This window comes from Chloroflexota bacterium (genome assembly GCA_038040195.1).
In the GTDB taxonomy this organism is placed as follows: Bacteria; Chloroflexota; Limnocylindria; order QHBO01; family QHBO01; genus DASTEQ01.
Genome location: JBBPIR010000001.1, coordinates 358,181 through 371,148, shown reverse-complemented (window position 1 = coordinate 371,148; position 12,968 = coordinate 358,181). Strand labels below are relative to the sequence as shown.

Below are 12,968 nucleotides of genomic sequence, written 5' to 3'. Positions count from 1 at the left end.
GTCGCCGCCCAGGCTTCCAACAATCGTTAGCCTACGTTGCGACGATGCCACCGCAGACTCGATATGCACGATCGGGGCAGTTTCACATCGCCTATCAGCTCGTTGGCGATGCGCCAATCGATCTGGTCTTCGTCCCCGGCTGGGTCTCAAACATTGAGGAGTGCTGGGAGCTCCCTGGACTCGCCGCGTTCCTCGAGCGCCTTACAACATTCACCCGCCTCATCCTCTTCGACAAGCGAGGCACAGGTCTGTCTGACCCGGTCGCCACCGACCGCCTCCCCACACTCGAAGAGCGGATGGACGACGTCCGCGCCGTACTCGATGCGACAGGATCCCAGCAGGCTGCGATCTTCGGCCACTCCGAGGGAGGCAGCATGAGCCTTCTGTTTGCCGCCACTTTCCCGCACCGCACACGGGCCCTGATCACATTCGGAGTGTTCGCTCGTCGACGCCGCAGCCATGACTATCCGTGGGCCCCGAGCGACGCGGATCGGCAGGCGACCATCGACCAGGTCGAGGACGAGTGGGTCACCGAGGACATGCTCCGTCCGCTTGTTCCCAGCCGCGCAGACGATCCAACATTTCTCGGCCAGCTCGCCACCTACTTTCGGCGCTCAGCCAGCCCGGGCGCCGCGGCTCAGCTGTTGCGCATGAACACCGAGATCGACGTCCGCGCCGTCCTGTCAGCCATCCGCGTCCCCGCGCTCGTGCTGCACCGCACCGATGATCGGGACGCTCTGGTAGAAGAGGGCCGCTGGATCGCCTCGCAGATCCCGGGGGCGTCGTTCGTCGAGCTGGCCGGTGGCGATCACCTCTTCTGGGTGGGCGACACCGACGCCGTTCTCGCCGAGATCGAGGGCTTCCTGACCGGCGTGCGCCCCGCACCGGAGCCCAACCGGGTGCTGGCCACGGTCCTGTTCACCGATGTGGTTGCCTCCACCGAGATGGCCGTGCGCCTCGGCGACCGCCGCTGGCGCGAGGTGCTGGAGACTCATCGTGCACAGGTACGCAGCGCACTCGCCCACTGGCGCGGCGAGGAGATTGACAACCCCGGCGATGGATTCCTCGCTGTGTTCGATGGCCCTGCGCGAGCGGTACGCTGCGCCCTCACGATCCGAGATGCCGCCGGGAAGGCAGGACTCCAAGTCCGGGCAGGACTGCATACCGGCGAGATCGAGCGGCACGGCGGCCGGGTGGACGGGCTGGCGGTGCATATCGGCTCACGCGTCATGGCCACTGCCGGTGCCGACGAGGTCGTCGTGTCGAGCACGGTGAAGGATCTCGTAGCTGGGTCGGGAATCAACTTCGCGGATCGCGGCACGCACGTGCTGAAGGGAGTCCCGGACGAGTGGCGGCTTTACCTCGTGCTCTAGCGAGGCAGCAGCCCTGAGGCAGAGCAACTTGGAAGGCTCACCCTCGTTTCGGCCCTAGTAGGCTTGCGATGTGACCGCGTTCGCGCCAACTGTCCATCGGCAGCGACTCGACGCTGCCGCGGCGGAAGCGACGTCGCGCGGCCTGGATGCGCTGCTGGTCACGCCCTCGTCGGACTACCTGTACCTGCTCGGCTATAACGCCCCGCCGCTCGAGCGGCTGACCTGCCTCATCGTGCGTCCGGAGGTCGGAGCCACGCTCGTTCTTCCTCACCTGGAAGAGCCGCTCGCCCGCCACGAAATGGGCGAGCTCGCTGATGCCGTCGGGCTCGTCCCCTGGGAGGAGACCGATGACCCGTTCGCCGTTGTTTCCCGGCTCTTGGGAAGGGTCGGCCGGGTCGCCGTTCAGGACCAGATGTGGGCCCGTTTCGTGCTTCGACTCCAGGCCGCGCTGAACGGATCCGAGCTCGTGGAGGCAGGCCCGGCCATCAACGCCCTGCGCCGCACCAAAAGCCCCGAGGAGATCGACCGCCTGCGCACAGCGGCGGCAGCCGCTGACCAGGCCATGGAGGCAATTACCGCGGAACGGCTCAGCGGGCGGACCGAGGCCGAGGTCAGCGCCCACATCCGCCAGCTCCTGCGTGACGCGGGCCATGACACAGCCGACTGGGCGATCGTCGCCTCCGGCCCGAATGCCGCCAGCCCGCACCACACCCCCGGCGATCGGATCATTCAGGCCGGCGACGCGATCGTCCTGGACATCGGTGGCACGGCCAACGGATACGCGAGTGACACGACCCGCACCGCCTTCGTCGGGCTGCCGCCCGAGGAGTTCCAGGACCTGTACGCCGTCCTCCAAGAGGCCCAGGCGGCCGCCTGTGAGGCGGTACGGCCCGGCATCCCGGCGCGGGACGTGGACCGGGCGGCACGCGAGATCATTGCCGATGCCGGATACGGGGCGCTGTTCACCCATCGGACCGGCCACGGCATCGGTCTGGAAACCCACGAGGAGCCGTACCTGGTCGAGTCCAACCCGGATCCCCTTCGCGAAGGCGACGCGTTCAGCGTGGAGCCGGGGATCTACGTCGAAGGACGCTGGGGCGCCCGGATCGAGGACATCGTGGTCTGCACCGCTACCGGCGGAGAACGCATCAACTTGACGAGCCGCGACCTACGGATCGTCGGCTAACCCGTCTCCTGGCCGGAGTGCCGCATCTCGTCAGCGGTGAGCCTGCCCAGCTCGTCCCACAGGTGGACGATCGCGTCCAGCCCGCCCCGGTAGTTGGCCATCGGCATCCACTCGTTGGGCGCATGGAAGTTGCCGTTGGGAGAGGCCCAGCCGACCATCACGCTCTTGATTCCCAGCTGGCGGTCGAGCTCCGGGACGAACGGAATGCTCCCACCCGAGCGGTGGAACGCGGCGGCCTTGCCGAACGCCTTCTCGGAAGCCCGAGCCGCCGCTCCGACCGCGGGGTGGTCGATGGGAGTCAGCACCGGCCAGCCATTGGACAGGCTCTTCACCGTCACTCGGACGGTGGGCAGGGCGAGGCTCTCCAGGTGCGCGATCATGAGGCCCTCGATCTCGCGGGGGTCCTGGTCGGGCACCAGCCGCGTGCTGATCTTGGCCGCTGCCCAGCCGGGGATGATCGTCTTGGAGCCCTCGCCCTGGTAGCCGCCCCACAGACCGTTGATGTCGAACGTGGGCCGTCCGGACAGGCGCTCGAACAGGGTCCAGCCGCGCTCGCCGAGCATGGGCTCCGATACCCCGGTCACTGAAAGCCATTCGGTCACGTCGAACGGCACGGCTGCGTAGGCGGCACGTTCGGCATCGGTCAGATCGAGAACGCGGTCGTAGAAGCCGGGGACGGTGACCCGCCCGTCGCCGTCGACCAGCGAGGCCAGCATGCGGACCAGGACGTTGGCCGGGTTCTCGACCCCGCCGCCGTACGATCCGGAGTGGACGTCCTGGAACGGGCCGTGGACCCGGACCTCCCAGTACGCGATCCCGCGCAAGCCGTAGGTGATGGCGGGCGTCCCGTGATCGTCCTGCATGTCGGAGTCGGACACGATGCACACGTCGGCAGCCAGCAGCTCCGGGTGGACAGAGATGAACTCGGTCACCGGCTCGCTGATGTACTCCTCGTCGCCCTCGAAGATGACCCGCAGGTTGAGCGGCAGCCGGCCCACGCCGCGGAGCCAGGCCTCGGCGGCGCAAAGGTGCATGTACAGCTGCCCCTTGTCGTCGCCGCAGCCACGGGCGTACACGTTGTCGTTCTCGTAGCGAGGTTCGAACGGCGGCCGCACCCACTCGTCGAGCGGGTCAGTGGGCTGGACGTCGTAGTGGCAATAGACCAGGACGGTGGGCTTGTCCGGGCCGGCGTGCAGCCAGTCGGCCGTGACCACCGGATGGCTGCGCGTCTCGTTCAGCTGGGCATGTTCGAAGCCGATCCGGGTGAGATCGTCCGCGATCCACTGCGCCGTGCGCCGGGTCTCGTCGTTCTTGGCGGGATCCGCGCTGACCGATTCCATCCGGAGGAACTCATCCAGGCCGCGCAGATGCTCATCGGCGTGCGCGCGCAGATAGCCCAGCGCGTCCTCGACCCCGCGTTCGGTCACGGTCATGCGTTGCGCATCATAGGGGCGCCATCGGTGAGCCTACCCCACGACCCCCAAAACAAAGAGAAGGAACAGGCCCAGGGCCAATCCCGGGATTAGCGACGCGGCTCGCAGCAGTGGAGGCCAGCGGCCGCCGCCGATGAAGGCATACAGCGGGATCGAAACCGGGAAGACGATGATGCCCGCCGACCAACCGATCTTGGCCTGCGGCTTGAGATCGGCTCGGTCCTGGATGTCGAGCCAGTACGCAACGATCATCACGAACCCGGCCACCACGGCCAGCACCATGAGGGCCCAGACGAAGGGCAGCATGGACCGATGCTAATCGGTGCCGCGGTCTAGCCCGGAGCGCTTCGCTCCAGCTCGGCCATGTATTCCCGTCGGTTCGCGGCCTCTCGCCGGCCGTTGAACACATCGCTCAAATAGTCGCCGCCGGGCCGCCTTTGAGGGTAGGTTGGCTCCACGTCCGGCAGCAACGCCAGCATGCCTTCCCGCACGCGTCCAGCCAGCGCCTGACGCGCGGTTCGCCCGGCTCCCCGGACGACCTGGATGGGGTCGCCAAACCGGACCACGATCCGCTTGCCCAGCCACAAGGTTGAGCTGCCGATGACGGCACATGGAACGATGGGGACTCCGGAGATGACGGCGAACAGCGTTGCGCCCTCTTGAAGGGGTAAGAGCTCGGTCTCGCGAAAGCCCAGCGTGCCCTCGGGCGTGATGGCCAGCACGCCGCCGGCGTCGAACACGCGCTGAACGGCGCGCACCGAGGACGGCAGATTCGTCTTCCGCGGGTTGAACGGGATCATGCCCCCGAAGAAGCCCATCACCCGGTTCCTGGTGCCCTTCGAGAAATCCGCCTCCTTCGGCCCGAACCAGGTCACCCGCGGTCGCAGCGGGCTGACGGAGTGGATCAGGAATGGGTCCCACCCCGAGTGGTGGTTGGCGGTGATCTGGAAAGGCGCCTTGGGCCAGTGCTCCAGACCCTCCACCTCCATCCGGAACAGGGTTCGAACCAGGATCCGCACCGCCACCCATTGCACGCGGTACCGCCAGGTGACGGTTACGCCCAGCAGGTGGGGCCCGATCTGCCGCCCACCGCCGGCGCCAGGGTCGATCACGCCGCCGCCAGCTCGGTAACCTCGCCCAACTCTCGCCGACGAGCATCGACCTGGCGCAGGGCCAGCGCCGCCAGGACGAGGAATCCGATGGCCACGTACATGGCCGCCACCGGCCCGCCGGGCGCGGACGGATCGTTGGTCGCGCGCCCAATGGCGTCCATTGTCAGACCGCCGACGATGAGGAACACCGGCGTAGCCATCGCTGTTCCGGCGTTCAGGATCCCCATATAGCGCGCCGAGGTGTGCTTGGGGATGACATCGGTCATCAGGGCCCAGTCGACCGAAAGGAACGCACCGATACCGATGCCGGCGGGCACGAACAGAGCCACCGCCAGGTAGGGGGTGGAAGCCAGCGCCAGACCGAGCAGGCCGATCGCCGTGAGGACCATCCCGCCGTAGATGACCGGTTTCCGACCGTATCGGTCCGAGAGGCGAGCACCGGGCAGGGAGGCCAGGCCAGACATCCCAGCCACGATGACGGTGGTCCAGAAGACGAACTGGCTCGCCTCCGCCTGGCTAAGCCCGTGGGTTCGTTGGAAGTAGTACAGGCCCAGGGAGGTGGCCGCCGCCGCGGCGCCCAAGAACAGGAGGCGGACAAGGAGCAGCCACAGGACGCTTTTCTCGCGCAGGATGTCGGCGCCCCATGCGGACATCGCGACCCGGGGCCAGGACATCGTGCGCTTGGGCCCGGTCGTACCCTCGTGGACCTGGGTCACCACGATGAGCATGGCCACGATCTCCACCGCGCCCAGCGCCAGGGTCGCGACAAGTAGCGACCCTCCCTCCTGCAGGCCGGTCATGGCGATCCCCGAACCCACGATCGCTCCCAGGACGATCATCAGCCCCATCAGCCCGCTGGCGGTCCCCACCTGTCGGGCTGGCACGAGGTCCGGGACATAGCCCTGGAAAGGCCCCTGGGCGAAGTTCGACGAGACCTGGATCAGGAAGTAGAAGGCCACCAGCGCGACGAAGGTGTTCGACGTGGCGATGCCGTACAGGAAGACCATGTCCAGCAGGCCGCCAATGAAGATGTACGGCTTCCGCCGCCCCCAACGGGTAATGGTGTAGTCGCTCACCACACCGACCGTGGGCTGAACGAAGATGGATGCGATCACGGCCACCGCATTGATCACGGCCAGCCCGGTCCCGGCGTTTCCGGGTCCCAGCTCGTCCTCGACCATGCTGGGCACCACTACGGTTCCCAGCCCGTATTGGATGGTGAGGATCCCCAACCAATAGACCGACAGCGTCACCAGCAGTCGCATGGGAAGCGCAGGTCGCTCGCTGCTCATTGCTGGCCTCACATCGTGGTGGGGGGCTGGCGCCGAACGATACGCGCAGCGCGCAGCGCTGTGAAGGCTGCCGTGGCAAGGCCGCGGAGGTCTGCGGGTAGAATCCGCGGGCAGTGTTCATCGACCCGATCGCCCTCCGGATCGGCCCCTTCAACATCCACTGGTACGGCATCCTGTTCGCGGTGGCGGCCGTGGCCGCCGCCTGGCTGGCCACCCGCGAGGCGAGGCGTCGGGGAGAGGATCCGGAGCGGGTGTGGACCATGCTCCTGGTCGCCGCCGTGGGCGGGATCATCGGCTCCCGCCTCTACCACGTCATCCACCAGTGGGAGTTCTATTCCGCCGACCCGGCGCTCATTCCACAGGTCTGGAACGGCGGATTGGGGATCCCGGGCGGGGTGGCCGGCGGGATGGTCGTGCTCTTCGCCTACACTCGATTCAACCACCTGAACTTCTTGCGTTGGATCGACATCGGGGCGCCGGCCATGCTCCTGGCCCAGGCCATCGGCCGCATCGGCAACTTCGTCAACCAGGAGCTGTACGGGCCCCCCACCGACCTGCCGTGGGGCATTCCGATCGACCAGGGACACCGCGTCCCACCCTGGACCAACCTTGACCAGTACCCGGTCGATTCCACGTTGTTCCACCCCCTGTTCGCCTACGAGGCGATCCTGAACCTGGTTGGGATGGGGGTCCTGCTGTGGGTCGGCCGCCGCTTCGCCCGCCGCCTGTACGACGGCGACGTCGCGATGCTGTATTTCGTGTGGTACGGGTCGGTGCGGACCGTGTTGGAGACCTTCCGTACCGGGAACTGGGAGGTGGGCGGCATTCCGGTGGCCATCCTCATCGGCGTGGGCGCGGCGGTGATCGGCGCAGCCGTGATCATCATTCGGCACGCCCGGGGGTGGGGGACGCCCGGCGCGTACCTCGCGGAGGTGGAAGCGCGCCAGGCCGTCGAAGCGCAGCCTGACGCCCTGGAGCCCCAGACTGGCTGAGTGGCCGGGCGTCCTGCCCTCCATCACCGCGGCGGTGGGCGGCACGCCCATCGTGGCGCTGGACCGACTGGCGGAGGGGGTCACGCCCCGCATCGTTGCCAAGCTCGAGGCCTTCAATCCGGGCGGATCGGTCAAGGATCGAATCGCACTGCCCATGATCGAGGCCGCCGAGCGAGCAGGGCTGCTCAAGCCGGGTGGCGTGATCGTGGAGCCCACCAGTGGCAACACCGGGGTCGGACTGGCCATGGCGGCCGCGGTGAAGGGGTATCGGTGCATCTTCGTGATGGCCGACAAGCAGAGCGAGGAGAAGCGGGCGTTGCTGCGCGCCTACGGTGCCGAGGTGGTGGTCTGCCCCACCGACGTCGATCCCGAGGACGAGCGGAGCTACTACAAGGTCAGCGACCGTCTGATGCGCGAGACGCCAGGCGCCTGGAAGCCGGACCAGTACTCGAACCCCGCCAACCCGGAGGCGCACTACCTGACCACCGGACCCGAGATTTGGGAAGCAACCGAGGGGCGGATCACGCATTTCGTCGCCGGCTTGGGGACCGGCGGCACCATCTCGGGAGCGGGCCGCTTCCTGAAGGAGCAGAAGCCTGACCTGGTGGTGGTCGGCGCCGATACGGAGGGCTCGGTCTTCAGCGGTGGACCGATCCGGCCCTACCTGACCGAGGGCGTCGGCGAGGACTTCTGGCCGGGCACCTACGACCCCGACATGGCCGATGTCATCGTGCGCGTGTCGGACCGCGATGCCTTCCTCACCGCTCGAGCCGCCACCAAGGCCGAGGGCATCCTGGTCGGGGAGTCGGGCGGGACCGCGCTGTGGGCTGCGTTGCAACTTGCCCGGGACCTGGACGATCCCGATTCGCTATTCGTGGTGCTGCTGCCCGATTCGGGGCGCAACTACATCGGCAAGCTCTACAACGACGCGTGGCTGCGCGAGGCTGGGATCCTCGGTGCGGAGGAGCAGGTCGCCGACTACGACTGGCGCGCCACCCACCCCGAGGTCGTCGTCCGCCGTGGTGAGACCCACGGGTACCGATAGCCGCAGGGGGCGCGGCGCAGTACCCTTGAGCGGCACCGAACAGGAGCCGTTCAACGTATGACCCGTCTTGCCCAGCCGCCCACCGCTGACCAGGCCAAGGGGCCGGCGTTGGAGCGCGTCAGCCACTGGATCGGCGGCAAGCGCGTGGCCGGCACCTCGGGGCGCAGGGGCCCGGTCTACAACCCGGCCACCGGGCAGCTGGCGCGCGAGGTCGACTTCGCATCGGTCGAGGAAGTTGACGCCGCAGTCAAAGCTGCCGCGGCCGCCTTTCCGGCATGGCGCGCGACGTCCCTGAGCCGCCGCACCGAGATCCTGTTCCGCATCCGCAACCTGGTCGACCAGCACCGGGGCGACATCGCCGCCTTCCTCACCGCCGAGCACGGCAAGGTCCACACCGACGCCATGGGCGAGGTGGCCCGCGGCCTGGAAAACCTGGAGTTCGCGACCGGCGTCCCGCACCTGCTCAAGGGCTCGTTCAGCGAGCAAGTGAGCGGCGGGATCGACGTGTACCAGATCCGCCAGCCGCTCGGCGTGGCCGCCGGCATCACGCCGTTCAACTTCCCGGCCATGGTCCCGATGTGGATGTTCGGCAACGCCATCGCGTGCGGGAATACCTTCGTCCTGAAGCCGTCGGAGAAGGACCCGTCCGCATCGGTCTATCTCGGTGAGCTGCTCAAGGAGGCCGGCGTCCCGGACGGGGTGTTCAACGTCGTGCAAGGCGACAAGGTCGCGGTCGACGCCATCCTCGAGCACCCGGGCATCGCGGCGGTGAGCTTCGTGGGCTCCACGCCGGTGGCGCGCCACATCTACGAGACCGGCACTCGCCACGGGAAGCGGGTCCAGGCCCTGGGCGGTGCCAAGAACCACATGGTGGTCCTGCCCGACGCGGACATCGACATGGCCGCCGATGCTGCGGTCTCCGCAGCGTACGGCTCAGCCGGCGAGCGCTGCATGGCCATCAGTGTCGTGGTCGCCGTGGGCGGCGTGGCCGAACCGCTGGTCGATGCCATCAAGCTCCGCCTCCCGAAAATCAAGGTCGCGCCCGGTGACGAGCCGGGGGCCGAGATGGGACCGCTGATCACCCGCGAGCATCGCGACAAGGTGGCCACCTACCTCGACAGCGGGCCGGCCCAGGGGGCCGACCTGGTCGTCGACGGCCGCGAGCATCCGCTGTACCAGGACGGCAAAGGCTTCTTCCTGGGCGTGTCGCTGCTGGACAAGGTCACGCCCGACATGGACTGCTACCGCAACGAGATCTTCGGCCCGGTGATGGAGGTCGTGCGTGCTGACTCGTACGCCGATGCGGTGGGCCTGATCAATGACAACCCGTATGCCAACGGCACGGCAATCTTCACCCGGGATGGCGGGGCGGCCCGCCAGTTCCAGTTCGACATCGACGTGGGCATGGTGGGCATCAACGTCCCGATCCCGGTCCCGGTCGCGTACTACTCGTTCGGCGGCTGGAGGAACTCGCTGTTCGGGGACCTGCACATGTACGGTCCCGAGGGCATCCAGTTCTATACCCGCGCCAAGGTGGTCACCGCCCGCTGGCCCGACCCGGGCACCAGCAAGGTCGACCTCGGCTTCCCGCGTACCCGATAGCCCGCCGCTACCCGTGAGCGACCCGGGCAAGCGTCACTTCGAGACGCTTGCCGTCCACGCGGGGTTCGAATCGGATCCCATGACCGGCGCGGTCGTGCCGGCCATCCAGCCGGCGGCCACCTTCCAACAGGACGCGGTCGGCAGCCCGCGGATGGGGTACGAGTACGCCCGCACCGGCAACCCGACCCGCGACGTCCTGGAGCGCGCGGTGGCGGAGCTGGAGGGAGGGGCCCACGGCGTCGCGTACGCGTCCGGCATGGCCGCCACCCAGAACCTGCTGTATCTCCTTGATCCGGGCCAGCGCATCCTGCTCGGCGACGACGTATATGGCGGCACCTGGCGCCTCGCCCAGAAGGTCTGGGCCCGATACGGGGTCAATGTCGATGTCGTCGACCTCCGGGACCTCGACGCGGTGGCGTCCGCACTGACCGATCAGACCCGGATGGTCTGGTTGGAGAGTCCGACCAACCCTCTGCTGAAGGTGGTGGACATCAGCGCCGTGACCCGCCTGGCCGCCACCGCCGGCGCGCTGACCGTGGTCGACAACACCTTCGCCACGCCGTACCTCCAGCGACCGCTGGAGTTCGGCGCCGACGTGGTCCTCCACTCGGCAACCAAGTACCTGGGCGGCCACTCGGACGTGGTGAGCGGCGTGATCGCCACCCGGTCGGCTGAGCTGGCCGAGAAGCTGCGGTACCACCAGAACGCGGCCGGCGCGGTACCCAGCCCATTCGACTGCTGGCTCGTGCTGCGCGGCCTCCGCACGTTGGCGATCCGGATGGACCGCGCCTGCGCCAACGCCGCCCTCCTGGCCGACTGGCTGACCGGCCGGACGGAGGTCAGCGCGGTCCACTATCCCGGCCTGGCCAACCACCCGCAGCGCGAGCTGGTCGAGCGCCAGATGCGCCTCCCCGGGGCCATGCTCTCGTTCCAGCTGGCCGGCGGCGCGGCGGAGGCCAACCGGGTCGCCGGCGCGATGCGGGTCTTCACCCTGGCCGAGTCGCTTGGAGCCGTGGAGTCGCTGGTCGAAGTGCCCGCCGTCATGACCCACGCGTCTGTGGCCGGGTCTCCGCTCGAGGTCCCCGCCGACCTGGTGCGGCTGTCGGTCGGGATCGAGGCGGCCGAGGACCTGGTCGCCGACCTGGAGCAGGCCCTGACGTCAACCTGACCTGCCGACCGGACCGATGAGCACCGACCCCGAGCCGAATCCGGAAGGCCCCACCGAGTTGGTCGAAACCGACTCCGGGGAGCTGGTGGAGCGGCTGTCGGCCGGCACCGCCACGCTACTCCTGGCGTGGCTGCTACTCGTCGGTGCGGGCAGCGCCCTGCTGGCGGCCTGGGTGGTCGCGAACGTGGTCCTCGGGGAGCGGCTGGGAGCGGGAGCGTTGTTCAGCGATTTCGGGTTCTACGTCGCCCTGTACGGCGCCACTGGACCCACCGTCCTGTGGCTGTCGGGCCGCGCCCAGGGTCACACGGCGGCATGGTTCGTGTTCACCGCGGCCCGCATCGGTCTGTTCATGGCCATGCTGACGATCGTGTTCGGGAGCCTGGTGACGTTCGGGCTGGGGGCTGGGTTCGGCGCCGGGACCCTGGTCCTGGGAGCCGCGATCCTGGTGGCCACCCTGGCCATCAGCGTGCTGTGGGGGCTGGCCACCTGGGCCGGGGACCGCTGGATCGCCCAGGCCCGGCTGGGGGGCTAAAGGCGGAGGGGCTTGGTCGAGGCGACGATGGCGGTGGGGTCGTCGCGCCAGGTCTCCGGTTGCACATCGATGTACAACTCGATCTCGTTGCCGTCAGGATCGGTGATGTACACGCTATGGGTGACCGTATGGTCGGCCATCCCGGTGATCGGCACCTCCTCCCGCCGCAGCGTGTCGATCACCTCGCGCAGCTCGTCATCGGTCTCGCCGACCTTGAGCCCGAAGTGGTACATGCCCAACCGTCGGCCGGCAGGCACTGGAGCCGCAGATGGCCCGACCTCCAGCAGCAGCAGCTCGTGGTGGGTGCGCCCGGACGAGAAGATGGCCGCCATGTCGCCCATTTCCACGACCTGCTTCCAGCCCAGGACGTCTCCATAGAAGTGCCGCGATCGCTTCAGGTCACCGACGTACAGAACGATGTGGCCCAGCTCCTTGACTTCCATGCTCAAACCTCCCAAGCCTTGAGGGTATCGGCCACCTCGACCGGGCCCTCGAAGGTGGTTGCCGCCTGGCTGACGGCCCACATCCCGCCGTTCGAGTCGACCGGCAGGTGGGTCAGGACCATGCGTCCCACGCCCGCGCGCTGGGCCACTTCACCTGCCTCGGTTGGGAGGAGGTGCCCGCGCCGCTCGGGGGGCGGGGCGTCATCGGCCAGCGTGCGGTTGGCCGCCTCGCAGATGAACAGATCGGCCCGGTCGGCGAGCGTGTCCAGCGTCGGCGTGGGCGCGGAATCGGCTGAATAGGCGATCGCCCGCCCGCCGTCATCGGGTCCGCGCGAACTGACCCGGAAGCCCCAGGTCGGGACGAAATGGATGGTCGGCGTGGGCTCGAAGCGCAGGTCGCCGATCTCCAGCGCGGCGGCCCCATCGTGCTCGATGAACGCAAAACTGCGCGCGAAGTAGTCTGGAAACCCTGCCCCGCGGGCCACCATCTCCATCTGGCCCGTCGCGCCCGGCGGGAGGTACACCCGGAGCTTGGGATTGGCCTCGTCCTTCCAGGGGAACGAGTAGCGCATGGTCACCAGGTCGAGGAAGTGATCGGTATGCATGTGGCTGATGACGACGGCATCCAATTCGGACGGATTGCAGAGTCGGAGCAGCTGGGCCACCGTGCCCGGACCGATGTCGACCATGACCCGGCTCCGCCCGCCGGCCACCAGGTAGCCGGCGCACGCCTCACCCGGGTTCGGGACGGCGGGCGAGCGCCCAAGGACTGTAAAGCGCACGGATCCGC

At 68.3% G+C, this 12,968-nt stretch carries 12 protein-coding genes and 1 pseudogene; 7 read left to right on the top strand and 6 right to left on the bottom strand.

From position 1 onward, the window contains the following. The first annotated feature begins 44 nt into the window (after positions 1 to 44). Together AABM41_01845 and AABM41_01840 are read left to right on the top strand one after the other, a co-directional pair. On the top strand, positions 45 to 1,373 hold the full coding sequence (locus AABM41_01845) for an adenylate/guanylate cyclase domain-containing protein (GenBank protein ID MEK6191050.1): 1,329 nt from the start codon (positions 45 to 47) through the stop codon (positions 1,371 to 1,373). A gap of 70 nt (positions 1,374 to 1,443) precedes the next feature. Beyond that, positions 1,444 to 2,559 (top strand): Xaa-Pro peptidase family protein, encoded by a 1,116-nt coding sequence (locus tag AABM41_01840; protein ID MEK6191049.1) that lies wholly within the window; start codon positions 1,444 to 1,446, stop codon positions 2,557 to 2,559. Here the strand turns inward: AABM41_01840 and AABM41_01835 are convergent. Genes AABM41_01835 through AABM41_01820 form a run of 4 tightly spaced genes read right to left on the bottom strand, consistent with a single transcriptional unit; the run spans position 2,556 to position 6,396 of the window. Continuing rightward, the gene (locus AABM41_01835) at positions 2,556 to 3,992 is read right to left on the bottom strand and encodes a dipeptidase (GenBank protein ID MEK6191048.1); all 1,437 of its coding nucleotides are present in this window, start codon (positions 3,990 to 3,992) and stop codon (positions 2,556 to 2,558) included. The two genes, AABM41_01840 and AABM41_01835, sit on opposite strands and share 4 nt — an antisense overlap. Before the next feature lie 33 nt (positions 3,993 to 4,025). Continuing rightward, positions 4,026 to 4,298, bottom strand: coding sequence for a hypothetical protein (locus AABM41_01830; protein ID MEK6191047.1), 273 nt, complete (start codon positions 4,296 to 4,298; stop codon positions 4,026 to 4,028). A gap of 26 nt (positions 4,299 to 4,324) precedes the next feature. Then, the gene (locus tag AABM41_01825) at positions 4,325 to 5,104 is read right to left on the bottom strand and encodes a lysophospholipid acyltransferase family protein (protein ID MEK6191046.1); all 780 of its coding nucleotides are present in this window, start codon (positions 5,102 to 5,104) and stop codon (positions 4,325 to 4,327) included. Continuing rightward, positions 5,101 to 6,396, bottom strand: a complete 1,296-nt coding sequence (locus tag AABM41_01820) for an MFS transporter (protein ID MEK6191045.1) — start codon at positions 6,394 to 6,396, stop codon at positions 5,101 to 5,103. The genes AABM41_01825 and AABM41_01820 overlap by 4 nt, the downstream gene beginning before the upstream one ends. Positions 6,397 to 6,509: 113 nt before the next feature. On the opposite strand from AABM41_01820, the gene lgt reads away from it, so the two are divergent. The 5 genes and pseudogenes from lgt (at position 6,510) to AABM41_01795 (ending at position 11,735) form a co-directional block, all read left to right on the top strand. Beyond that, on the top strand, positions 6,510 to 7,388 hold the full coding sequence (gene lgt / locus AABM41_01815) for a prolipoprotein diacylglyceryl transferase (protein MEK6191044.1): 879 nt from the start codon (positions 6,510 to 6,512) through the stop codon (positions 7,386 to 7,388). A 13-nt stretch (positions 7,389 to 7,401) separates the two neighbouring features. Further along, a pseudogene (locus AABM41_01810) lies at positions 7,402 to 8,343 on the top strand (pyridoxal-phosphate dependent enzyme). A gap of 147 nt (positions 8,344 to 8,490) precedes the next feature. Then, positions 8,491 to 10,035: a CoA-acylating methylmalonate-semialdehyde dehydrogenase gene (locus AABM41_01805; protein MEK6191043.1), complete on the top strand. Its 1,545-nt coding sequence runs from the start codon at positions 8,491 to 8,493 to the stop codon at positions 10,033 to 10,035. Positions 10,036 to 10,048: 13 nt separating this feature from the next. Then, positions 10,049 to 11,203 carry a cystathionine gamma-synthase gene (locus tag AABM41_01800; protein ID MEK6191042.1) on the top strand — a complete coding sequence of 385 codons (1,155 nt, stop codon included), beginning with the start codon at positions 10,049 to 10,051 and terminating at the stop codon, positions 11,201 to 11,203. A 16-nt stretch (positions 11,204 to 11,219) separates the two neighbouring features. Continuing rightward, positions 11,220 to 11,735 (top strand): hypothetical protein, encoded by a 516-nt coding sequence (locus AABM41_01795; GenBank protein MEK6191041.1) that lies wholly within the window; start codon positions 11,220 to 11,222, stop codon positions 11,733 to 11,735. Here AABM41_01795 and AABM41_01790 read toward each other — a convergent pair. After that, positions 11,732 to 12,178, bottom strand: a complete 447-nt coding sequence (locus AABM41_01790; protein MEK6191040.1) for a VOC family protein — start codon at positions 12,176 to 12,178, stop codon at positions 11,732 to 11,734. The two genes, AABM41_01795 and AABM41_01790, sit on opposite strands and share 4 nt — an antisense overlap. Positions 12,179 to 12,180: 2 nt before the next feature. Continuing rightward, a complete protein-coding gene (locus AABM41_01785; protein ID MEK6191039.1) occupies positions 12,181 to 12,960 on the bottom strand; it encodes an MBL fold metallo-hydrolase in 780 nt (259 codons plus the stop codon). Between the last annotated feature and the right edge of the window lie 8 nt (positions 12,961 to 12,968).